The sequence below is a fragment of the Nocardia sp. N2S4-5 genome (assembly GCF_044628355.1).
Lineage (GTDB): Bacteria > Actinomycetota > Actinomycetes > Mycobacteriales > Mycobacteriaceae > Nocardia > Nocardia wallacei_B.
In genome coordinates this window covers 1,296,580-1,320,771 of sequence record NZ_JBIUPM010000001.1, presented here as the reverse complement: position 1 = coordinate 1,320,771, position 24,192 = coordinate 1,296,580, and the positions used below count along the sequence as shown (strand labels likewise).

The 24,192-nt window shown below is 71.9% G+C and carries 12 protein-coding genes and 1 pseudogene; 8 read left to right on the top strand and 5 right to left on the bottom strand.

The window, feature by feature from the left end; all coding sequences use genetic code 11:
• Positions 1–98 precede the first annotated feature (98 nt).
• From ACFMRZ_RS05910 to ACFMRZ_RS05900, 3 genes are all read left to right on the top strand, one after another.
• Positions 99–13,763, top strand: coding sequence for an amino acid adenylation domain-containing protein (locus ACFMRZ_RS05910; protein ID WP_400178234.1), 13,665 nt, complete (start codon positions 99–101; stop codon positions 13,761–13,763).
• Entirely contained in the window at positions 13,760–14,749 is a 990-nt protein-coding gene (locus ACFMRZ_RS05905) for an ATP-binding cassette domain-containing protein (RefSeq protein WP_400178233.1), read from the top strand. The genes ACFMRZ_RS05910 and ACFMRZ_RS05905 overlap by 4 nt, the downstream gene beginning before the upstream one ends.
• A 113-nt stretch (positions 14,750–14,862) precedes the next feature.
• The gene (locus ACFMRZ_RS05900) at positions 14,863–15,645 is read left to right on the top strand and encodes an ABC transporter permease (RefSeq protein ID WP_280272945.1); all 783 of its coding nucleotides are present in this window, start codon (positions 14,863–14,865) and stop codon (positions 15,643–15,645) included.
• Between the two features lie 65 nt (positions 15,646–15,710).
• On the opposite strand, the pseudogene ACFMRZ_RS05895 reads toward ACFMRZ_RS05900, so the two are convergent.
• Positions 15,711–16,047, bottom strand: a pseudogene (locus ACFMRZ_RS05895) (RNA polymerase-binding protein RbpA).
• Between the two features lie 279 nt (positions 16,048–16,326).
• Here ACFMRZ_RS05895 and ACFMRZ_RS05890 point away from each other — a divergent pair.
• Positions 16,327–16,635: a hypothetical protein gene (locus ACFMRZ_RS05890; RefSeq protein WP_280272941.1), complete on the top strand. Its 309-nt coding sequence runs from the start codon at positions 16,327–16,329 to the stop codon at positions 16,633–16,635.
• Positions 16,636–16,689: 54 nt separating this feature from the next.
• Here ACFMRZ_RS05890 and ACFMRZ_RS05885 read toward each other — a convergent pair whose 3' ends face one another.
• Together ACFMRZ_RS05885 and ACFMRZ_RS05880 are read right to left on the bottom strand one after the other, a co-directional pair.
• Positions 16,690–17,736: a hypothetical protein gene (locus ACFMRZ_RS05885; protein ID WP_400178232.1), complete on the bottom strand. Its 1,047-nt coding sequence runs from the start codon at positions 17,734–17,736 to the stop codon at positions 16,690–16,692.
• 202 nt (positions 17,737–17,938) lie between these two features.
• Positions 17,939–18,604 carry a M23 family metallopeptidase gene (locus ACFMRZ_RS05880; protein WP_400178231.1) on the bottom strand — a complete coding sequence of 222 codons (666 nt, stop codon included), beginning with the start codon at positions 18,602–18,604 and terminating at the stop codon, positions 17,939–17,941.
• A 182-nt stretch (positions 18,605–18,786) separates the two neighbouring features.
• Here ACFMRZ_RS05880 and ACFMRZ_RS05875 point away from each other — a divergent pair, with 182 nt between their 5' ends.
• A complete protein-coding gene (locus tag ACFMRZ_RS05875) occupies positions 18,787–19,116 on the top strand; it encodes an ArsR/SmtB family transcription factor (RefSeq protein ID WP_400178230.1) in 330 nt (109 codons plus the stop codon).
• Here ACFMRZ_RS05875 and ACFMRZ_RS05870 read toward each other — a convergent pair.
• Complete coding sequence (locus tag ACFMRZ_RS05870) at positions 19,098–20,084, bottom strand: glycosyltransferase family 9 protein (RefSeq protein WP_280272938.1); 987 nt, start codon at positions 20,082–20,084, stop codon at positions 19,098–19,100. The genes ACFMRZ_RS05875 and ACFMRZ_RS05870 overlap by 19 nt on opposite strands.
• 342 nt (positions 20,085–20,426) lie before the next feature.
• Between ACFMRZ_RS05870 and ACFMRZ_RS05865 the strand changes: the two genes are divergently transcribed.
• Both ACFMRZ_RS05865 and ACFMRZ_RS05860 read left to right on the top strand, forming a co-directional pair.
• Complete coding sequence (locus tag ACFMRZ_RS05865; protein WP_400178229.1) at positions 20,427–20,777, top strand: hypothetical protein; 351 nt, start codon at positions 20,427–20,429, stop codon at positions 20,775–20,777.
• 187 nt (positions 20,778–20,964) lie between these two features.
• Entirely contained in the window at positions 20,965–21,642 is a 678-nt protein-coding gene (locus ACFMRZ_RS05860; RefSeq protein ID WP_400178228.1) for a diiron oxygenase, read from the top strand.
• On the opposite strand, the gene ACFMRZ_RS05855 is transcribed toward ACFMRZ_RS05860, so the two are convergent.
• On the bottom strand, positions 21,589–23,481 hold the full coding sequence (locus tag ACFMRZ_RS05855) for a glycoside hydrolase family 15 protein (RefSeq protein WP_400178227.1): 1,893 nt from the start codon (positions 23,479–23,481) through the stop codon (positions 21,589–21,591). The genes ACFMRZ_RS05860 and ACFMRZ_RS05855 overlap by 54 nt on opposite strands.
• Before the next feature lie 286 nt (positions 23,482–23,767).
• On the opposite strand from ACFMRZ_RS05855, the gene ACFMRZ_RS05850 reads away from it, so the two are divergent.
• The gene (locus ACFMRZ_RS05850) at positions 23,768–24,187 is read left to right on the top strand and encodes a hypothetical protein (RefSeq protein ID WP_400182779.1); all 420 of its coding nucleotides are present in this window, start codon (positions 23,768–23,770) and stop codon (positions 24,185–24,187) included.
• Positions 24,188–24,192: the final 5 nt, after the last annotated feature.

Sequence of the window (24,192 nt, the reverse complement as noted above, 5' to 3'; positions counted from 1 at the left end):
GGATCACGTCCTACGGCGGGTGCGTGCGCGCACCCGCCGCAGCGTCGTTCTCGAGGGCTTGGGGGAGTTGCGTCAACAGCGGCAGAACGGAGTGATTGATGAGTTCATTGGCCACCGATCGCGTAGTCCAATGCACTTCCGGCGAATTCTCAGCACAGCCCTTTGATCTGTCGCCCGCGCAGACCGCGATCTGGTACGCGCAGCAGCTGGAACCGGACGTTCCGCTGACCGTCGCGCAGTACGTGGAGATCCACGGCGACCTCGACGTCGGCCGGCTGCTGTACGCCGTCGAGCGGTTCGGCGCGGAGGCTCAGGTCGGGCAGGTGCGGCTGCTGGAGGTCGACGGCATTCCGCAGCAGGTGGTCGATCCCGCGCGGCGGCCGGGCTGGGCGCGCGTCGACCTGCGGCACGAGCCGGACCCGAAGGCGGCGGCGCTGCGCTGGATGAACGAGCACGCCGGCAGCCCCATGGATCTCGAGCGCGACCCGCTGACCACCAACGTCGTGCTGCGCCTCGGCGCCCGCGACTACATCTGGTACTCCCGCGGCCATCACATCGTCATCGACGGATACGGCGCGATGAACGCGCTCACCCGCACCGCGGAGATATATACAGCCCTGGAGAACCACACCGAGCCGGTCGCCTCGCGCGCCACCGCGCTGGCCGATCTCTACGCCGGTGAGTCGAGTTACCGTGAGACCAGCCGCTTCCGGGCCGATCGCGAGTACTGGACCGAGCAGCTGGCGGGCGTCGGCGCGCCGATGAGCCTGTCCACCACGAGCGTCGCCGCGCCGCCCGTGACCGGCCGCCGTATCGCCGCCGCGATGCTGCCCGCCTCGGTCGAGGCCGACCTGGCCGCGGCCACCGGCACGTTCGCGACCCAGAACTCCACCCTGTTCGTCGCGGCCCTGGCCTGCTACGTGCGAGCCGCCACCGGAAACCCCGATGTGGTGCTGAGCCTGCCGGTGTCGGCGCGCACCACGGTCGCGCTGCGCCGCTCGGCAGGTGTGGTGTCGAACGTGGTGCCGATCCGCATCCGTTTCGACCCCGGCACCACCGTGCGCGATGTGGTCAAGGCGGCCGAGTTGCAGATCACCGGCGCGCTGCGGCACCAGCGCTACCGGCACGACGACATCCGCCGCGACTGCGGCTATTCGCGCGACTCCCGGGGCTTCTTCGGCCCGATGGTCAACATCATGCTGTTTCACAGCGAGTTGCGTTTCGGCAGCCTGGTGGGCTCGCTGAACGTGCTGTCCACCGGACCGGTGGAGGATCTGTCGATCAACCTCTACAACGGCGCGGGCAACCGCATCCACGTCGATTTCGAGGCCAACCCCCAGCTGTACGGGAGCGCGGAGCTGGAGAGCCACCACGGCCGGTTCCTGGACTTCCTGGCCCGGCTCCTCGCCGCCGACCCCACCACGCCCGCCGCCGCGGTGCCCGTGATCACCGCGGCCGAGCGCGAACTGGTTGTGCGGGAATGGAATTCGACGACTGTCGCGCGGCAGGAAGGCACGCTGGCGAGCCTGTTCGCGGCGCGCGCCACCGCGTGCCCGCAGGCCACGGCCCTCGAATTCGGCGACGAGACCGTGTCGTACGGCGCACTGCACGAGCGCGCCAACCGGTTGGCGCGCGTGCTCATCGAGCGCGGCGCCGGTCCGGACACGGTGGTCGGGCTGGCCCTGCGGCGCGGTATCGACCTGGTGGTCGGCATGTACGCGATCGTGCAGTCGGGCGCCGCGTACCTGCCGATCGACCCCGATCACCCGGCCGAGCGCATCGGGCACATGCTCGAGCAGGCCCGACCGCTGTGCGTGCTCGCCGTGTCCGGCGACGACTGCGCGCTGCCGCCTTCCGCCGCGCGCTTCGACATCGATACCGCCGACACGGCCGCGGTCAGCCCGCTCCCCGTGACCGACGCCGAGCGCCGCACGCCGCTGCGGCCGGATCATCTGGCCTACGTGATCTTCACCTCCGGCTCCACTGGCAGGCCGAAGGGCGTCGGCGTCTCGCATGCCGCGATCGTCAACCGGCTGCGCTGGATGCAGCACGCCTATCCGCTGGACGAGACCGACGTGGTGCTGCAGAAGACGCCCGCCACCTTCGACGTCTCGGTGTGGGAGTTCTTCTGGCCCTTGCAGATCGGCGCGCGCCTGGTGATCGCCGCCCCGGACGGGCACCGCGATCCCGCCTACCTGGCCGCGCTGATCGCCGAGAAGGGCGTCACCACAGCGCATTTCGTGCCGTCGATGCTGTCGGTGTTCGTCAGCGACACCGACGTGCGCGGCTGCACCGGTCTGCGCCGGGTGTTCTGCAGTGGTGAGGCGCTGCCCGCCGCCACGGTGCGCGAGTTCCGCGCCGCCCTGCCCGCCGCCACGGTGGAGCTGCACAACCTGTACGGCCCGACCGAGGCGGCCGTCGACGTCACCGCGTGGCAGTGCGCGGGGGCCGAGGACAGCGTGCCGATCGGCGCACCCGTCTGGAACACGCGCACCTATGTGCTCGACGAGTACCTGCGGCCGGTCCCGCCGGGGGTGACCGGCGAGCTGTATCTGGCGGGCGTCCAACTGGCCCGCGGATACCTCTCCCGGCCGGGACTCAGCGCCGAACGATTCGTCGCCGACCCGTTCGCGGCCGGCACTGCGGGCCGCATGTACCGCACCGGCGACCTGGTCCGCTGGCGGCACGCGGAAGGCACGGGTGTGCTGGAGTACCTGGGGCGCAGCGACTTCCAGGTCAAGATACGCGGCGTCCGCATCGAACTCGGTGAGATCGAGGCGGCCCTGGCGGCCGACGACCGGGTGGCCCGCGCGGTCTGCGTGGCCCACCGCGCCCCCGGCGGCGACGAACTGGTCGCCTACGCGGTCGCCGTCCCCGCCGCCACGGTGCGGGCCGCCGACCTGCTGTCCGCGCTGCGCCGCCGGCTGCCGGGCTATCTGGTGCCCGCGCACCTGATCCTGCTCGACGAACTGCCACTGAGCCCCAACGGCAAGGTGGACCGGAAGGCCCTGCCCGCACCGGAATCCGGCCCGCGCCGGGGCCCCGGCCCGGCGACCGGACCGCGCACGGCGCTGGAGCGGCAGCTCGCGGCGATCGTCACCGAGGTCCTCGGCGGCGACGAGATCGGCGTCGAGGACAGCTTCTTCGACCTCGGCGGCAACTCGCTGTCGGCGGCTCGCGTGGTCGCCCGCGTCAACAGCGGTCTCGGCGCCGCCCTGACCATCCGGGATCTGTTCGAGTCGCCGACGATCGCGGCGCTCGCCCTCCGGCTGGACGCGCACGGCCCGGACACCGCCTCACCGGCCCTCGGCGCCGCGCCGCGGCCCGAGCACATCCCGCTCTCGCTGGCCCAGCAGCGGCTGTGGATCCTGAACCGGTTCGCCGAGCATCCGGCGGCGTACAACATGCCGCTGGCCGTCGAACTCACCGGCCCGCTGGACCTCGAGGCGCTGCGCGCCGGACTCGTCGACGTGCTGGAACGGCACGAAAGCCTGCGCACCACCTTCCCCGATGCCCCGACCTCCGGCACAGCCGCCGCGGTCCGAGGCCCGGTGCAGGTGGTGCATCCCGCCGCGGAGATCCCGCTGGCACTGGAGCCGATCGACGCCACCGGCACCGACGCGCTCGCCTTGGCGACCGAATACGCGGGCTACGGGTTCGACCTGCGCAGCCAGGCCCCCATCCGGGTGGCGCTGTACGCCACCGGTCCCCAGTCGCACGTGTTTCTCGTTGTGCTGCACCACATTTGCGGCGACGGCTGGTCCATCGCGCCGCTGGCCCGCGACCTGATGACGGCCGTCGCCGCCCGCGCGGCGGGATCGGCCCCGCGCTGGCTGCCGCTTCCGGTGCAATACGCCGACTTCGCCCTGTGGCAGCGCGAACTGCTCGGCGACGAAGACGATCCCGCGAGCGCGCTGTCGCGGCAGCTGGCGTACTGGCGGGGCGCGCTCGCCGGTCTGCCCGATCAGCTCGACCTGCCGATGGACCGGCCGCGGCCGATGCGGCGCGACGCGGCGGGCGCCACCGTCGAGTTCGCCATTCCGGCCGCCACCCGCCGCGACATCGCGGAGCTGGCCGCCGAGCGCGGCGTGAGCACCTTCATGGTGCTGCACGCGGCACTGGCCACCCTGCTCGCGCGGCTGTGCCACAGCACCGACATCGCGATCGGCACACCCATCGCGGGCCGCTCCGATCCGGCGCTCGACGACCTGGTCGGCATGTTCGTCAACACCCTGGTGCTGCGCACCGCGGTCGACCCGGCCGCCGGCTTCGACCGCATGCTCGACCGGGTCCGCGAAACCGACCTGGACGCCTTCGCCAATTCGGACGTGCCGTTCGAGCGGCTGGTCGAGGTGGTGAACCCGGCGCGCGACGCCGGGCGCCACCCGCTGTTCCAGGTGATGCTCTCCTACGAGAAGACCCCGGAGCTGCGCATCGATCTGCCCGGCGTCGCGGCCCGGGTGCTGCCGATGGACATCTCGGTCGCCAAATTCGATCTGCAACTGACCGTGCACGAGCCCGCGGGCGACGACGGCCCGCTGACCGCCGAATTCGGTTACGCCACCGATGTTTTCGACGCGGACACGGTCTCGGCGCTGGCCCGGCGGTTCGTCCGGCTGATCACCGCCGCGGTGGCCGCGCCCGAGACCCCGGTGGGCGATCTGGCCCTCCTCGACGCCCGCGAGCACGGCAAGCTGGTGCCGATCCAGGGCGCGCCCGGCGTGCCGCCGATCACGCTGGCGCGGCTGCTCACCGAGACCGCCGAGCGACTGCCCGACGCGGTGGCCGTGCGTCACCTCGGCCGTGACACCACCTACCGGGAACTGGACGAGGCATCGAACCGGCTGGCGCGGGTGCTGATCGAGAACGGCGCCGGCCCGGAGATGGTGGTGGCGATCGCGCTGCCGCGCGGACTGGACGCGATCACCGCCGTCTGGGCGGTCGCCAAGACCGGCGCGGCCTACGTGCCGGTCGACCCCGGCTACCCCACCGACCGGATCGCGCACATGCTCGCCGACTCCGGCGCCATGCTCGGCCTGACCGACGCCGAATGCGTTGCCGCCATGCCGGATTGGCCGGTGCGCCGCGGCCGGCACCGCAAGCAGTATGTGGACTGGCTGCTGCTGGACTCGCCGGAGCTGGCGGCCGCGGTCGACCGGTGCCCGCCCACCCCGGTCACCGATGCCGACCGGTATCACCCGCTGCGTGTCACGCACCCGGCCTACCTCATCTACACCTCCGGGTCGACGGGCACACCGAAGGCGGTGGTGGTGACGCACGCCGGGCTGGCCTCGCTCGCCCACGAGCAGATGCACCTGTTCGGGGTCACCGATTCCGCACGCACACTGCACTTCTCGTCGCCGTCGTTCGACGCCTCGGTGCTGGAACTGCTGCTCGGCTTCGCCGCCGGGGCCACCGTCGTCGTCGCGCCCGCGGGCCTGTACGGCGGTGCGGAACTGGCGCGGCTGCTGCGCGCGGAGCGGGTGACGCACGCCTTCATCACCCCGGCCGCGCTGGCCACCGTCCCGCCCGAGGGCCTCGACGAGTTGCAGGCGGTCATCGTCGGCGGCGACGCCTGCCCGGAGGAACTGGTGCGGACCTGGACCGCCGGGCGCCGCATGCACAATATGTACGGCCCGTCCGAGGCCACCGTCGCGGCCACCGCGACCGGCCCGATGTCCGCGGACGCCGCCGTCCCGATCGGCCTGCCGGTGCGCGGCATGCGGCTGTTCGTGCTCGACGCCCGCCTGCACCCGGTGCCGCCCGGCATCCCCGGCGAACTGTATCTGTCCGGCCCGGGCCTGGCCCGCGGCTACCTCGGGCGCCGCGGACTGACCGCGCAGCGCTTCCTCGCCAACCCGCACGGCCGCCGCGGCGAGCGCATGTACCGCACCGGCGACCTGGTGGTCGCCGACCGGACCGGGCAGCTGCGCTTCCTCGGCCGCGCCGACGACCAGGTGAAGATCCGCGGCTTCCGCATCGAACTGCGCGAGATCGACCACGTGCTGCGTGCGCACCCCGGAGTGCGGTTCGCGCTCACCGTCGTCCATCACGGCGAGCACGGAAACGCCCGTCTCGCTTCGTATCTCACCGCCGATGGCGCGCTCGACCCGGCCGCGGTGCTGGAGACCGCGCGGCAGCGGCTGCCCGGCTACATGGTGCCCGCCGCGATCACGGTGCTCGACCAGGTGCCGATCGGCCCGTCGGGCAAGCTGGACCGCAAGGCGCTGCCCGAACCGGAATTCACCACCGCGGGCCCGTCGCGGGCGCCGGGCACCGACCTCGAACGCCGCGTCGCCGACGTGTTCGCGACGGTGCTGGGGCATCCGGTGCCCGGCGCCGAGGACAGCTTCTTCGACGCGGGCGGCAACTCGCTGCTGGCCACCCGCCTGACCGCGGCGCTGCACGCGGAGTTCGGCGTCGACCTGCCGGTGCGGGTGATCTTCGAGGCGCCGACGGTCGCGGGCGTCGCCGCGCAGCTGGCGCGGGCTCCGCGCACCCGCCGGACGCCGCTGGCGGTGCGGACGCCGCGCCCGGACCGGGTGCCGCTGTCGCTGCCGCAGCAGCGGGTCTGGTTCCTCAACCGCTACGCGCCCGAATCCAGCGCCTACAACATCGCTTTCGTGCTCCGCATCGACGGCGAACCCGACGTGGGCGCGCTGCGCGCGGCAGTGGGCGACCTGATGGTCCGGCACGAGGTGTTGCGCACGGTCTTCCCCGAGGACTCGGCCACACCCGCGGGAACCGGCGCGTACCAGCGCGTCCTGGAACTCGACCGGTGCCTGCCGGCGCTGGACTCGATCACCACCGACGAGCCGGGCGCCGACACGGCGCTGCGCGAGCTGGCGCAACGCGGATTCGACCTGACCCGCGAGATCCCGCTGCGGGCCACGCTGCTGCGCACGGGCCCGCGCCGCCACCTGCTCGGCATCGTGCTGCACCACATCGCCGCCGACGGCTGGTCGCTGATCCCGCTGACCCGGGACCTGGCCGTCGCCTACACCGCCCGCCGCGGCGGCGTCGCTCCGGCCTGGCCGCCGCTGCCCGTCCAATACGCCGATTTCAGCCTGTGGCAACGGGATTGCCTCGGCGACGAATCCGACCCGACCAGCTCCGCCGCCGCCCAACTGTGGTTCTGGCGGGAGACGCTGGCGGATCTGCCGGAGGAGCTGCCGCTGCCCTACGACCGTCCGCGTCCGGCGCAGCCCACGCAGCGCGCCGGGACGATCCGATTCGAGGTGCCCGGCGACCTGCAGCGCGCGCTGGAGGAACTCGCCCGCGGCCAGGGCGTCAGCCTGTTCATGGTGCTGCGCTCGGCGCTGGCCGTCCTGCTGCGCCGCACCACCGGCAGCCGCGACATCGTCATCGGCACCCCGGTCGCGGGGCGCACCGATCCGCAGTTGGACGACCTGGTCGGCATGTTCGTCAACACGCTGATGCTGCGCTCGGACGTCGACCCGGACCGCGACTTCCTCGAACAGCTGCGGGTGGATCGCGACGGCGAACTGGCGGCGATGGCGCACGCCGAACTGCCCTTCGAACGCATCGTGCAGGAATTGGGGCACGGCGCCGGCGCCCTGCGCCCGCTGCTGCAGGTCGCGCTCACCGTGGAGGACGGCAGGGTTCCGGCACTGGAACTGCCGGGCCTGCGGTTACACGCCGAGGAACTCGACATCGCCACCGCCAAGTTCGATCTGGAGCTGCGGGTGCGGCCCGATCCCGACACACCGGACCGGGTGTTCGAATTCGTCTACGCCGCAGAACTTTTCGACGCGGAGACGGTACGCACCCTGGCCGACCGGTTCGGCATGGTGCTGGCCGCCGTGGCCGCGGACCCGCGGATCCGGGTGCGCGATGTCGATGCCCGCACCGAGCGCGAGCGCACACTGCTCACCCCCGCGTACGGGCCGGTGCCGACCCCGCAGTGCAGCCTGGCGAACTACTTCACCGCCACCGCGCACCTGCACCCGCACCGCGTCGCCCTGCGCTTCGGCGAGGTCGAACTCACCTACGCGGAGGTCGACCAGTACTCCAATCGCCTGGCGCGGGCGCTGATCGGGCGCGGCCTCGGCGCCGGTGACCGGGTGGCGATGGGCCTGACCCGGTCCATCGAGTCGGTGGTGACGATGGTGGCGGTGGCGAAGTCGGGCGCGGCGTTCGTCCCGGTGGACCCGAACTACCCGACCGACCGGGTCCGGCACATGCTGACCGACTCCGGTTGCGCGACCGGCATCACCCTGGCCACGCACCGGGACCGGCTGCGGGCGGCCGCGGCGGCCGGGCGCGACACCCACTGGCTGCTGCTCGACGATCCGGACATGATGGCCGAGATCGAGCGCCAGGATCCGGCCACCGTCACCGACGCCGACCGCGTCCGCACGGTCTGGACCTCCGATCTGGCGTACCTGGTCTACACCTCCGGATCCACCGGCAAGCCGAAGGGCGTGGCCGTCACCCACGCCGGGCTGTCCAATTTCGCCGACGAGGTCCGCGACCGGATGCGCGTCGAACGCGATTCGCGCACATTGCATTTCGCCACTCCGAGTTTCGACGCGGCGATCTTCGACCTGCTGCTGGCCGTCGGATCGGGCGCCACCATGATCATCTGCCCGCCCGACGTCTACGGCGGCGACGAGCTGGCCGAACTGATGGACCGCGAACGGGTCAGTCACACCTTCCTGACCCCCGCCGCGCTGGCCACCATCGACCACGAGCGCTGGCCGCTGCCGCACCTGAAGTCGCTCGTGGTCGGCGGCGAGGCGCTGAGCGCGGAACTGGTGTCGCGCTGGGCGCCCGGCCGCTCGATGTGCAACGGCTACGGCCCGACCGAGACCACCGTGGTCATCACCGGGACCGACCCGCTGCGCGCGGGCGAGCCGATCACGATCGGCACCCTGTTCCGGGGAGCCCGCGCGCTGGTGCTCGACGAACGGCTGCGGCCGGTGCCGGTGGGTGTGCCGGGTGAGTTGTATCTGGGCGGCCAGGCGCTGGCCCGCGGCTACTTCGACCGGTTCGGGCTCACCGCCGCGCGTTTCGTCGCCGACCCCTACGGACCCGAGGGCGCCCGCGTGTACCGCACCGGCGACGTGGTGCGCTGGAACGAGCGCGGCGAGATCGTGTATCTGGGCCGCACCGATCACCAGGTCAAGATGCGCGGCTTCCGGATCGAACTGGGCGAGATCAGCGAGGTGCTCACCGGGCATCCCGCGATCCGGTTCGCGCACACCGAGGTTCGCGAGATCGCGGGCACCGACCGGATCGTGTCGTTCGTGCAGCCGGTCGACGCCGCCGCGCTGGACCTCGACCGGATCCGCGAGCACGTCGCGGAACGCCTTCCCGCGCATATGGTTCCGAGCAGTCTCACCGTGCTCGACACCATCCCGCTCACCCCGGTCGGCAAACTGGACCGCGCCGCCCTGCCGTCACCGCGGCTGCTGGGCACCGCGTCCCGCGAACCGGCGACCGCCACCGAACGCCTGGTCGCCCGGGTGGTGGCGGAGCTGGTCGGCGCCGAATCGGTCGGCGCGGACGACAATTTCTTCGAGGTCGGCGGCAACTCGCTGCTCGCGACCCAGCTGGTGGCGCGGCTGGCCGCGGCCACCGGGACGCGGCTGGAGGTCCGCGCGGTGTTCGCCACCCCGACCGTGGCGGCGCTCGCGGCCCGGCTGGACAGCGGCGCCGGCGCGGACGGCACACCCGAACTGGCCCGGCGCGCCCGGCCGCAGCGGGTGCCGCTGTCGGCGGCGCAGCGGCGGCTGTGGTTCCTCGAGCGGTTCAACGCCTCCGGCGGCGACGAGATCGCGGGCGTCTACAACGTTCCCGTGGCGCTGCGGCTGCGCGGCGCGCTCGACAGCGAGGCGCTCGAGGCCGCACTGCACGCGGTGCAGCGGCGGCACGAGACCCTGCGCACCGTGTTCCCCGAACTCGAGGGCGAGCCGTTCCAGCGGGTCCTCGACCCGGCCGCGGCGGCCGCGCCGCTGCCCGTCACCGCGATCGCCGAGGCGGACGTGGCGACCGAGGTCCGGCGTTTCGCCGCGGCCGGATTCGACCTCGCGACCACGGTCCCGGTACGGGCGCAACTGCTGCGCCTCGCCGCCGCCGACCACGTCCTGGTGCTGGTGGTCCATCACATCGCCATGGACGGCTGGTCGCTGGAACCACTGGCCGCCGACGTCGCCACCGCCTACCGCGCGCACGCCGCGGGCACGCCGCCGCAGTGGGCGGAACTGCCGGTCCAGTACGCGGATTACACACTGTGGCAAGGCGATACGCTCGGCAGCGAGGACGACCCCGACTCGACGGCGAGCCGCCAGCTCGACTACTGGCGCCGCACCCTCGACGGACTGCCCGAACTGCTGAGCGTGCCCGCCGACCGCCCCCGGCCGCCCGTCCCCACCTATCGCGGGGGCACGGTCGACTGCGAGATCGACGCACGGACGCACCGGGAACTGCACGCGGTGGCCGGACAGCACGGCGTCACCATGTTCATGGTGCTGCACGCGGCGCTGGCGACCCTGCTGCACCGGCTGACCGCGGTCGACGACATCGCCGTCGGCACCCCCATCGCCGGGCGCGGTCACCCCGCGCTGGATCCGATGGTCGGCATGTTCGTGGGCACCCTGGTGCTGCGCACCCGCATCGACGGCGGCGCCTCGTTCACCGACCTGCTGCACGCGGTGCGCGACACCGACCTGGAGGCGTTCGCGCACGCCGACGTGCCGTTCGAGCGGCTGGTGGAGGTGCTCAATCCGGCTCGCTCGCAATCGCATCACCCGATGTTCCAGGTCATGCTGTCGGTGCGGAACCAGCCGGTGCGCGTGCTGGAACTGCCCGGCCTGCGCATCGAGGCCGCCGACGCCGACCCGGGCATCGCCAAATTCGATCTGCAGTTCACCCTCACCGAATCGTGGCGGTCCGGGGCCGCGGCGGGCGAGCGGGAACCGGGCGGCATCACGGTCTCGGTGAACTTTGCCCGCGACCTGTTCGACGACGCGACGGCCGCCGCACTGGGCCGCAGGTTCGCGCGGCTGCTGACCGCCGCGGCCGCCAATCCGGCACTGCCCGTGGGTGATCTGGAACTGCTCGACGCCGCGGAGTGGTCCGGCCTGGCGCCGGTGCGCGGCCCTGCCGCCGATCGTCCCCGCACCTTCCCGGAGGTCTTCGATGCGGCCGTCGCGGCCAACCGCCGGTCGGTGGCCGTGCGGGCGGGCGACACGCAGATCACCTACGACGCCCTCGATCGGTGGACCAACCGGCTCGCCCGGGTGCTCATCGGACTGGGCGTCGGGCCGGAAACTCTGGTGGCCCTGGGCATTCCGCGCTCCGCGGAGTCGGTGGCGGTCACCCTGGCCGTCGCCAAGGCGGGCGCGGCGTTCGTGCCGGTCGACCCGAACTACCCGGAGCACCGCATCCGCCACATGCTCACCGATTCCGGTGCGGCGCTGGGCATTACGCTGTCGGCGCACCGGGAGCGGATGCCCGACGGCACGCGGTGGACGGTGCTCGACGCCCCGGCGTTCCGGCGGCGGGTGCTGCGCGCCTCGGACGCGCCGATCACGGCGGACGAGCGACTCGGCGTGCTGCGCACCGACAATCCGGCGTACGTCATCTACACCTCCGGGTCGACCGGCGTCCCCAAGGGCGTGGTCGTCACCCACGGCGGCCTGTCCAACTTCGCCGCCGAGACCGCGCAGCGCTTCGACGTGCGGCCCGGCTGCCGCATCCTGCACTTCGCCACGCCGAGTTTCGACGCGGCGATGCTGGACCTGCTGTTCGCGCTGGGCGGCGCCGCGACCGTGGTGATCACCCCGCCCGGCGTGTACGGCGGCGCCGACCTGACCCGGGTACTGACCGAGGAACGCATCACCCACGCGTTCATCACCACCTCCGCCCTGGGCACGGCCGACCCGGCCGGAGTCACCGACCTGCGGCACGTGCTGGTCGGCGGCGAGGCCCTGCCGCCGGATCTGGTGACCCGGTGGGCGCCGGGCCGCAACCTGCACAACGTCTACGGCCCGACGGAGACCACCATCGTCACCGTCATCTCGCAGCCGATGACGCCCGGCGGGCCCATCACCATCGGCGGGCCGATCCGGGGTGTGCACGCGGCGGTGCTGGATTCCCGCCTGCACCCGGCGCCGGCCGGCGTCACCGGCGAGCTGTATCTGGCCGGTCCGGCGCTGGCCCGCGGCTACCTGCGACGGCCGGGCCTGACCGCACAGCGGTTCGTGGCCAACCCGTTCGGCAAGCCGGGCGAACGCATGTACCGCACCGGCGACCTGGTCCGGTGGACCGACCGCGACGGGCATCGGGAGCTGGAATACGTCGGCCGCACCGACCACCAGGTGAAGATCCGCGGCTTCCGCATCGAACTCGGCGAGATCGACGCGGCCCTGTCCCGGCACCCGGACGTCGAGTTCGCCACCACCCTCGGTCACCGCACCCCGGCCGGAGCGACCGCGCTGGTGTCCTACGTCAAGCCGTACCCGGGCCGCACACCGACTCCGGCCGCGCTGCACGCGCACGCCGCCGAGCTGGTGCCGAATTACATGGTCCCGCAGTCGATCATGCTGCTGGACCGGCTGCCGCTCACCCCGGTCGGCAAGCTCGACCGCGCCGCGCTGCCGGAGCCGGTCTTCGGTGCTCGCACCGGGTACCGGGCGCCGGCCACGGCGACCGAGGCGGCCCTGTGCAAGGCGTTCGCCGACGTGCTCGGGGTGGACACCGTGGGCGCCGACGACGGATTCTTCGAACTCGGCGGCAACTCGCTGCTGGCCACCAAGGTGGTCGCGCAGATGCGGGCGGCGGGCATCGAACTGCCGGTGCAGGTGATGTTCGGCGAATCGACACCGGCGGCGGTCGCGCGCCGGCTGGAGGCCTCGGCGGGCGACGCCCTGGCGCTGGCGCTCGAGCCGCTGCTGCCGATCCGGCCGGTCACCGATTCCGGTGTGGCGCCGCTGTTCTGCGTGCATCCGGCGATCGGGCTGGCCTGGTGCTATTCGGGTCTGCTCGCGCACCTGCCCGCCGACCGCCCGGTGTACGGCTTGCAAGCGCCGCACGTCAGCGGCGGCGACGACCACAACTCGCTGGTCGAGGCCGCGAAACACTATGTGGCACAGATCAGGTCGATCCAGCCGCAGGGGCCGTACCACTTACTGGGCTGGTCGCTGGGCGGCCTGATCGCCCAGGAGATGGCGGTGCAGTTGCAGAGTGCGGGGGAGCGGGTGGCGCTACTGGCCATGATGGACAGCTACCGGCTGTCCGACGAGTGGCTCGAGCACGCCATCCCGGGCGTCGCCGACATCATCGGCGAGTTCGGCAGCGACCTGCTCGGCGGCGACCACGCGGTCGACCCGCGGCTCACGCTGCACGACGCGGCCGACCTGCTGCGCAACCGGCCGGGCCCGTTCGCGGCGCTCACCGTCGACCACCTGCAGCGCCTCTACAACGGGTACGCCAACGGCGCGGTGCTGGCGCACGGCTTCCGGCCCCGGGTCTTCGACGGCGATCTGCTGTTCTTCACCGCCGCCGACGACGAGATCAACCGCGCCGACCCGGCCCGCCGCGCCGAGGCCTGGCAGCCGTTCGTCACCGGGACGGTCGAGGACGTGAAGGTGCGCTGCCGCCACTCCGGGATGACCACCCCGGAGGCCCTCGCGATCATCGGCCCGGCACTGCGGGAACGACTGGGCGGCAGCACTTTCGGCGGCGGGGCGGCGCCGCACGACGCACGAGCCGACGACGCGAAGGAGAAACGGGTATGAGTCTGGCGGTGGAGGTCGGCGGCCTGGTCAAGTACTACGGCCGGGTGCGCGTCCTCGACGGGATCGATATGGACATACCGTCGGGCACCGTCATGGGCCTGCTCGGCCCCAACGGCGCCGGTAAGACGACGACCGTGCGGATCGTGACCACGCTGCTCGCGCCGAGCGCGGGCACCGTGCGGGTGGCGGGGGTGGACGTGCTGCGCGACCCGGCCCGCGCCCGCACTCGGATCGGGTTGTCGGGGCAGTACGCGGCGGTCGACGCGAACCTGTCCGGCTTCGAGAACCTGCGCATGGTGGCCCGCCTGTACGGCATGTCGCACCGGCAGGCGGCCGTACGCGCCACCGAACTGCTGTCGGCGCTGGGTCTCGATCATGCCGCGGACCGTCGCGCGGGCACCTACTCCGGCGGCATGGCCCGGCGTCTGGATCTCGCGGGTGCGCTGGTGGCGCGGCCGGCGGTGGTGGTGCTGGACGAGCCGACCACCGGCCTGGATCCCCGGGGACGGCTGGACATGTGGCGGGTCATCGGGGATCTCGTCGACGACGGCACGACCGTGCTGCTCACCACGCAGTATCTGGAGGAAGCGGATCTGCTGGCCGACCGCATCACCGTCATCGATCGCGGTCGGGTGATCGCGCGCGGTTCCGCCGACGAGCTGAAGACCTCGATCGGCGGTGACCGGCTCACGGTGACGCTGGCCGCCGGTCAGGATCCGCAGCCGGCGCTGTCGGTGCTGGCCCAGATCAGTGTCGGCGAGCCCGCGCACGAGCCGGGCAGCGAGCAGGTGTCGATCGTGGTGGGTGCGGGCTCCCGCACCATGGTCGAGGCGCTGCGCCGCCTCGACGACGCCGGGGTGTGCGTGGTCGACGCGGACGTGCACCGGCCCACCCTCGACGACGTGTTCCTGTCGCTGACCGGCACGCCCGCCGCGCCCGCCGCCGAATCCGAGAACGACGATGTAGCAGAGGAGATCATGTCGTGAAGACCGCCCAGCTCGACGCGGATTCCATTGCGGGACAAGCCGAGTCGGCGACGCCGGAACAGGCCGACCGGGCGCCCGAGCGGGGTGTCGCCGATATCGCCGCGCCGGTGCGGGTGTTCCGCGACAGCGCGATCGTCGCCTACCGCAACCTGGTGACGATCCTGCGCGTGCCGACGCTGCTGGTGACGGCGACCATTCAGCCGCTGATGTTCGTGTTCCTGTTCGCCTACATCTTCGGCGCGTCGCTGGGCGGCGGCCAGTATCGCGAATTCCTGCTGGCGGGCATCTTCACCCAGACCGTCGCCTTCAACGCGGCGTTCACCACCGTCGGCCTGGCCAACGATCTGCAGAAGGGCATCATCGACCGGATGCGGACGCTGCCCATGTCGCGGCTGGCGGTGCTGATGGGCCGCACCCTGTCCGACCTGATGGTGAACGTGCTGGCGCTGGCGGTGATGGTCGGCTGCGGCTATGTGGTCGGGTGGCGCATTCACGGCGGAATCGTGGACGCCGCACTGGCTTTCGGGGTGATTCTGCTGTTCGCGTTCGCGATGTCGTGGGTGGGCGCGCTGACCGGTCTGCTGTCACCGAGTGTGGAGGTGGCGCAGAGCGCGGGGCTGATCTGGCTGTTCCCGCTGACCTTCGTCTCCTCGGCGTTCATCTCGAGCGAGACGCTGCCCGGTCCGCTGCGCACGATCGCGGCGTGGAATCCGATCACCGCGGTGGCCGCCGCGGGCCGGGAGCTGTTCGACAACGGCGCGCCGCCGTCGTTCACGCCGCCGCACGGCTGGCCCGCCGAGCATTGCGTCGCCTACGCGGTCGCCTGTTCGCTGGCCATCCTCGCGGTGGCCGTGCCGCTGGCGCTGTTGCAGTACCGCAAGGTCGCCAGTCACTGACCCGCCGTACGACAATGCCCCCTCGATCGAAAGATCGAGGGGGCATTGGTCGTTCGTCGCGGAATTCAGCGCCCGCGGCGGGTCTTGAGCAGTTCCAGACGCTCCTGCAACAGCTCCTCGAAGCTCATCCTTGGACCGGCGCTCCAGCAGCATGTCCCAGTGGGTGCGCGGGGGCTTGGTCTTCTTGGGCTCCTGGGTGGTGCCTTCGATCAGGATGCCTTCCTGGCCGTTACGGCACAGCCAGGTGGGCGGGATCTCGGCGTCGTCGGCGAAGGGAACATCGAACTCCTCGCCGTTGTCGGTCCGGTACCGCGCCACCCGACGCGGCGCCAGGTCGTGGTCGCGGTCGGTCTCGTAGCTCACCGCTCCGAGCCGGCTGCCTCGGAGTACGCGATCTGCCATGGTGTGCGGTCCTCTCTAGCCTGTCGGCAACGCTCCTACATCTGTACGAACGCGCGACGGCATACTTCAGTTCCCGGCGACGGTCAACCCTAACATTCTAGTAGTTTCCCCCGCGCCACGTCATCGGGGTGCCGCGAGCGGCCGTCGTGCCGCCGGTGCGGGTGGTACGGGCGTGCGGCGGGTTGGCCCGGCGAGTCGTTTGCGTTCGGCTCGCGCGCGGCTATCGTGTCCGGCGTGCTTTGTACGCCCAGGCAAGGTCGTAATGTCCCCGATCGCCGAATGTCGTGTCTGTGGTGCGGGCGTGAGATCGCGGAATCGGAGGTGGGGCGGCGGCGCCGGTACTGCCGCCAGTCCTGCCGGCAGCGGGCCTACGAGCACCGGAAAGGCTTGGAGGGCACCGGGATTCCGGAGGATTCGGTGGTCCTCAGCGCCCAGGAGGCCGCCGATCTCGCCGACCGCTGGTTCGCCGCCCGCTGCGCCGCCGAGGACGTCGCGACGGCCGTCGCCGAAGGCGCCGACGCCGCCGAATTGGCCGATTTGGCCGCTACTCTCGTTGCCCTCACCAAGGACGCCGAGCGCCTGCGGTGATCGAATCACGGAACGGTTCGGACCTACCGGCCTGATCGGCGTCGCGGGCGAGGGTCACCGCGACCGCGTCGACAGCGGCAGGCGGTCCGGTTGCGCAGTGGTCTCCCCGGAATGAAGGAGCACGGTGCCGGTGTGCGCCTCGCGGTGCGCCCGCAGCGTGATGACCAGGGCCGCGGCCGTGGTGAGCGCGACCAGTGCGGCGGCGGTGAGGGCGGTGGTCCGATCGGGGTGCAGCAGCGGCTGGGCGTGCAGGGCTTGCCGCAGCAGGACCGCGAGCAGCCCGGCGTAGCCGATGGCGAGCACGCCGACGAGCCGGGCGCGGATCCGCTCGGTGAGCCACGGGTGCCGCCGCGCCAGCCAGGCCAGCGCGACCGCCGCGGCGAGGAGCGCCTGGATCCCGTGCAGACCGGCGAAGTGGGGGACGCGCAGGTCGCCGCCGGTGGTGCTCCAATGGGTGATCGGCATGGTGTCGCCGCCGTCGCGCAGCGGGTCGGGGGTATCGGTCACGGTGTGCCCGGCGGCGAGCGGGACCGGGTGGCCGCCGGCGTCGCGGGCGGTCTGCTCGCCGGTGAATCCCATCAGGTATCCCAGCGCCATGCCGGCGACGGCGAGCGCCAGACCGGCGTGGATGGCGCGCGTGGTGGGGCGGTCGAGGATCCGCTGCCAGGCGAGTACGAGCACGATCACCAGATTCGCCACGAACAGCCCCGGCACCCCGGACGCGAAGACCAGCTGCCCGATGTCGTTCACGCGGTCGGTGTGGTCGGCGTTGAAATGGCTGAACGTCCCGCGCGCGGCCTGCAACACGATGAACCCGACATCCACGAACCCGGTCACCGCGAACACCGTGCCCATCCACCAGGTGGCCCGGGATCCCTTGTGCGGCAACGATAACAGCCATGCCAGCGTGCCGGAGTAGAGCGCGAACGCCAGCCCGAACTTGAACGGTTTCAGCCACACCGACTCACCGAGCAACTGCCGCTCGTCGACGGCCATGGCCGCGAGCGAGAACACCGCCAGCACACCCATGATCCCGGTGGCCACGAGCAGCGGCCGATGCCAACGCCGCAGGGGCGGAACGAAAACAGCGGTGGAATCCATGCCCCGACGCTAGGAATCACGACCCCGCGCCCACGTCCCCCGCGGGTGCTGTCCGCACCCGCTACCCGGGTATGAGGACTCGTTCCCGGGCCCTACCGCTGCGGGACTCTCCGGCGAGGACCGAATGTCGCTGTCCGACAGTACGGTTGGGCAGGAGAGCGGTGCCCGGGTGTGTCCGCAGCATGGCTCGCGGCCTGGTGCGTCAGTCCTGTAGACCGCCGAGTTCGATGCCGCGAGCGATGAGCCAGGGGATGGGATCGATCTTCTCGCCGTGGTCGTGGGTCCATACCTCGTAGTGCAGGTGCGGGCCGGTGGAGAAGCCGCGATCGCCGACGGTGGCGATGACGTCCCCGGCGCGGACCTGCTGGCCGACCGTGGCCAGGATGTCGTTGACGTGGCCGTAGACGCCGACGGTGCCGTCGTCCTGCTGGACCCGCACCCACATGCCGAAACCGGACGCGGGCCCGGCCTCGATGACCACGCCGTCGGTGACGGCGGCGATCGGTGCGCCGAGCGGCTCGGCGAAATCGATCCCGGCGTGCAGGGCGCCCCACCGCATGCCGAACGGCGAGCTGAGCGCGCCCGCCACCGGACGCACGGTGCGCGGCCGGGTGTCCATGGCGGCCTTGGCCATCGCCCACTCCGCGGGCGGTTGTGGTGCGGCGGCGGGCTGGTCCCGCAGGATCGGCGCGGCGGCGGGCGAGGGCGGCAGGGCGCGCTGTACGGCGGCCAGCCCCGCGGCCGAGCTCTCACCGTGGCTGTCGACGACGGCGAAGGCCCCGGCCGAGGCGCCGACGACGGCGGTGAGCGCGACGGCCCGGGCAGCGCGCCGGACCCTGTGCAAAGGTAACGGAACGGTCACGGGCATGGCTGGAACCTACGACAGATCGCGCGCGGTTCCCTACTCCTGTCGTGACCGTCACAGCGCGGCAAAGTCCCCGCTGATCTATCACGTTCCGATAACGAACGCAGGTGAGGCCGCCGCGACCGGGGTGGATCGGCGACGCCGCCGCCTTGACCGGAGAGTGCCGGAACCAGCACTCTGTTTTAGTGCCCACTAACGGAGTCAGGGCCCTGGTGGCCCTGGCGGATCCGACCCGGCGAGCGATCTTCGAGGCGTTGCCGCAGTCGCCGCGCGCGGTCGGGGAGCTGGCCACGACGGTCGGCGTCAGCAGCTCGGCGGTGTCGCAGCATCTGCGGGTGCTGCGCGAGGCGCGGCTGGTGATGGTCCGCCCGCACGGCACGCGGCGGCTGTACTCCCTGGATCCCCGCGGCCTGGCCGACGCACGCGACTATCTGGAACAGTTCTGGCCGAGCGCGCTCGCGGCCTATTCGGCGGCGCTGTCGGAAGCCGGTGACCGCTATCCGACGCGGCGGTAGGCGGCGCCCGGGCGGTCGGTGTCGGCGCCGGGCCAGGGGCGTTTGCGCAGTTGCTTGTCGAGCGCGTCGATCACCTCGGCGACGCTGATCTCGAGCAGGCCCGGGTCGGGGGTGTCGGCGTGGTGGTCGCCGGTGCGACCGGCCCAGAGCACGACGTGGCGGCCCAGCAGGTGCGGTGGCGGGCCGCTGTGGCTGGGGGCGGTGGGCCCGAACAGCAGGACCGTCCGGGTGCCGAAGGCCGTGGCGAGGTGGGCGACGCCGGTGTCGCCGCAGACCACCAGCGCGGCCTCGGCCACGGTGGCCGACAGCTCGATGAGGTTCTGCTGCCCGGCGAGGACGTGCCGGTGCGGCAGCCCGGCGCGGGCGGCGATGTTCAGCGCGATCTCGCGTTCGAATTCGTCGCCGGTCAGCACCACCTCGCGGCCCTGCACCAGCAGGTGCCGGACCACGGCGGCGAAACGTTCCGGGGGCCAGCGCCGCGCGGGCGAACCGGCGCCGATGTGCACGACCACGCAGTCGCGGTGACTGGTGGTGGCCACCGGCGGCACGAGCCCGAGGTTGCGGCGGTCGGCGGCGATGCCGTCGGCTTCCAGCAGATGGCACCAGCGGTCGACGTCGTGCATGTCCTGCTGCCAGGCCGGTCCGGCCAGCTCGGGGAAGGCGGGATTGCGGTAGGTGAGGATGCGCGCGGGGTTGGTCTTGGCCAGTTCCACGATGCCTTCGGTGCCGGCGCCGTGCAGGTTGACCGCCAGTGCGGGCGCCTCGCCGTCGTAGCGCAGGCTTTCCGGGTCCGGGGTCGGCACCATCGCGTCGACGGACGCGATGAGATCCACGATCGGCTTCAGCCGATGCGGCGCGGCCAACGCGATGTGATCGTGTGGCCTGGCCCGGCGCAGCGCGCGGAGAGCCGGGACCGCGGTGAGTAGATCACCCAGCCCGCGTGCGCGCAGCACGAGTACAACCGCCACCCTCTTCTCCTAGCCATCCACCAAGCGACCCACGACAACCCGACCCACTTCGCCCCCGCGCCGGGAGGGCGCGGCATGGACTTGAGAGAGCCACTTGGGGAGGACTACCCGAGTGTTGCGAACGTGAAACGCGTAATCGCAGCGAGATGTGCCGCATCCGTCCGTCCGCCGGGACGGCCTCCGCGAGGTGGTTGCGACACGCCTTCGCCAACCGGTTTCCCGCTCGGCGGCGATTCAATCGGGGTACGGCGAGACGGGTCCGGGCGCATCGTCCGAACGGTCCGCGATTTTCCTACTACCGCGTGTCGTTGACGGGGGTTCGATCAACTACGCTGTGCAGTCATGACATTCGTCTACAACCTGGTGGTCGTGACCCACGTGCTCGGTCTGGCCGCGGTCATCGGCGGGTACGCGTCGGCCCGGCCGAAGGTGAACGAGGTGATGGTCTGGGGCGCGCGGGCGCAGATCGTCACCGGTCTGATCCTGGTCGGCATGGCCGACGGCATCGACTCGCTGGACAAGGATCTGGTGCTGGCCAAGGTGATCGTGAAGCTGGTGATCGCGGTGGCGGTCGCGGGCCTGGCCGAGGTCGCGCACGCGGATGTCAAGCGCGGCAAGGTGGTCGCGTGGATGGCGGACGTCGCGGGTGGTCTGGCGATCGTGAATGTCCTCGTGGCGCTGCTGTGGACGTGATCGCGCCGCGGCCATAGCGCGTTGACTTCCGCTGAGACGGCGGTCACACTCGTTTCTGTATTCGGGCCCGCCGGTCGGCGTGCGGTTCCGGTCGTCCGGCGAGAGTGCGTGAGGGACAACGATGTCCAGCGGAGACCACGATCATCTCCCTGTCACCGCGATGGCGCGTGTACCGGCGTGCCGATTGATGAGCCTGCCGTCCCCCGGATTCCGGGCTCCCGCGGCGGAGCTGGATCGCTTTCCCCGGCACCGGTTGTCGCTGTACGGCAACTGGCTGTGGTGGCGGCTGGACCGCTCGCAACGCCACGGCCTGAGCCGCCGCGAACTCGTGCGGGTACTCACCGCGGGCATGTGCGCGCAGTCGGTGCTGTCGCTGCTGCCGGGGCATGGCGCGGCGTCGGGTCCCGCCCGGCCGCTGTCCGGAAGCGTTGATACACACCGCAATTCGTCGTTGTTCCTGCGGCTGGCCGCGGCGACCGGCGTGGTGCCGTACCGGCCGCCGCTGGCGGTGCGGCTGGCCGCCCGGGCCTCGGCCTGGCTGCCGCCGGGCCCGATGGATCCCGGCGTGCTGGTGTTGGCCGAGCAGGTCGCCGCGCAGCTGGCGGGCGCGCTCGCCGACGACCCGCAACGGCAGGCGCACGTCCGGCGAGTCGCGGGCCTGCGGCTGTGTACCGGGCTCCGGCATCTGGAACACGCCCGGGAGGACCTCGTCGCCGCGGTGAGTTCCCGTGCGCCGGTGGCGAATTCGCTGCGCCGATGGGCGCTGGCCGCGACGACGGCGGCCGCGCAGGCCCTCGTGATCCACCCGGAGCTACGGCATGCGGGCCGCGGCGAACTCGACGAGTTCGCCGCTGCCTGGTTCTGACCCGGGCCGCGCGGTGGCGTCGTCCGAGCCGTCGAGGGCGGCGTCGAGGGCGAGGGCGGCGTCGATCAGAGCCAGATGGGTGAAGGCCTGCGGGAAGTTGCCGAGCTGCTCGCCGGTGAGGGCGATCTCCTCGGCGTACAGGCCGACGTGGTTGGCGTAGGTCAGCATCTTCTCGAAGACCAGCCGGGCTTGGCCCAGGTTCCCGGCCCGCGCCAGCGCGGTGACATAGGTGAAGCTGCACAGCGAGAAGGTGCCCTCGGTGCCGCGCAACCCGTCCGGGCTGGCCTCGGGGTCGTAGCGGTGGACGAGGCTGTCGGCGACCAGTTCGTGTCGCATCGCGGCCAGGGTGGACAGCCACCGCGGATCGCGCGGCGCGACGAACCCGACCTGCACCATCCGCAGCAGCGACGAGTCGAGCACCTCGGTGTCGTAGTGCTGGACGAAGGCGTGCCGCCGCGAGTTCCAGCCCCGCGACCACAGCTGGTCGTGGATCCGGTCGCGCTGTATCCGCCACTGGTCCACGGGGCCGGGCAGGCTGTGGCGGTCGGCCAGGCGCAGTGCGCGGTCGAACGCCACCCAGCTCATCACCCGGCCGTAGGTGTAGTCGGCGCGCCCGCCGCGGGTCTCCCAGATGCCTTCCTCCGGCTCGTCCCAGTGTTCGGTGAGCCATGCCAGCAGGCCGAGGATCGACTGCCAGCCGTCGTGGCCGACGCGCAGGCCGTGCCGGTCGGCCTGGTCGATGCTGTCGAGCAGTTCGCCGTAGATGTCGAGTTGCCGCTGGCCGGAGGCGTCGTTGCCGATGCGCACCGGGCTGGATCGGCGGTAGCCCTCGAAGTGGTCGAGGATTTCCTCCCGCAGCTGTGCGGTGCCGTCGACGCGGTACATGATCTGCAGCGGTTCGCCGGTGTCGCGGTAGCGGGCGCGCAGCCACTGCGCGAATTCGGCGGCCTCGTCGGTGAATCCGAGTGCCAGCAGCGACGAGATGGAGAAGGAGGCGTCGCGGATCCAGGTGTAGCGGTAGTCCCAGTTGCGTTCGCCGCCGAGCTGTTCGGGCAGGCCCGCGGTGGGTGCGGCGATCAGGGCGCCGGTCGGCGCGTAGGTGAGCAGTTTGAGGGTGATGGCCGAGCGGTGCACCATTTCCCGCCAGCGGCCCCGGTAGTGGGAGCGGGCCAGCCAGGTGTGCCAGAAGTGGACGGTCTCGTCGAAGACCTCCTCGATGTCGGCCACCCGGACGGGGCGCGGCGGCTGCGGCGCGCCGGTGTCGAGGACGAAGCCGCGGACCTGTCCGGCGCTGAGCGGCAGCAGTCCGTGCAGATCGCCGTCCTCGGTGAGTTGCACCTGCGCGAGCCGGGCGTCGCCGGGTTCGCGGACCGCGTGCAGGGTCAGGCCGAGGTCGCCGGCGTCGAAGGTCGCGCCGTCGGCGGTCGTGGTGGTGACGTGAGTGCGGCGGCCGTAGTCGAAGCGGGGCGCGACGTCGATCTCGAAGGTGATCCGGCCGCGGACGCAGCGCAGCATGCGCACCAGCCGGTGGTCGTCGGTGGAGTCGCGGCCGGCGGGCGGCATGAAGTCGATCACCTCGCCGGTGCCGATGTCGGTGCTGAAGCGGGTGATCAGGATGGCGGTGTCGGGGAAATACATCTGGCTGCTGCGGAACGGCCGCTGGGCGGGGCGGATCCGGCAGTGCCCGCCGCGGCGGTGGTCGAGCAGCGCGGCGAACACGCTCGGCGAGTCGAAGCGCGGGCTGCAGAACCAGTCGACGGTGCCGTCGAGGGTCACCAGTGCGGCGGTGTGCAGGTCGCCGATCAGTCCGTGGTCGGCGATCGGGGGGTAGTCGGTCACGCGAACCTCCTGGGTTGCGGGCGGATTCCTCGTCGGTGATCCCGGCGGGCGGGTCCGTGGTGCGGACCGGTCGTATGCCTCGTGGCAGCGGGCGGGCCCGGATCGCCGAGTGTGGCGGACTACGACTGTGCCGCTCGCCGGGTGCGGGTTCCTCGTTCGCGGCGAATGAATTCCGGGCGGCGAGAAGGGGTTTCGCGGTTGTTCATCCGGCGCGGGGGAGGCCGGGCGCCGGTGTGGTGCGGCAGTGTCCTGGGTCGTCCCATCACTGTTCTGGAAGGGGTTGGCCATGCTGGAGTCGGTGGAGTTCGAGCCGAGTGCGGAGGGCGGTGCGCCGCCCGGCGGCGTGCTCGCGGCGACGATACTGCTGGTGACCGTCGGCGTGCTGGACATCCTGCAAGGGATCTCCGCGGTCGGCGCCGACCAGCTGTACGTCGTGGGGGTCGAGTACATGTACCGGTTCGACACCACGGCGTGGGGGTGGATCCACATCGTCGTCGGGATCACTCTGGTGCTGATCGGTATCGGTTTGATGAGCAGCACGCGATGGGCCCGGATCGCGACGATGGTGGTGGCGGCGCTGTCGATCGTCGCGAATTTCATGTCCCTGCCGTACTTTCCGGCCTGGTCGTTCCTGGTCATCCTGCTGGATGTGGTGGTGATCTGGGCGGTCGCGACCTGGCACGTCCAGTCGGTGCGGGCGCGGTGATCCGG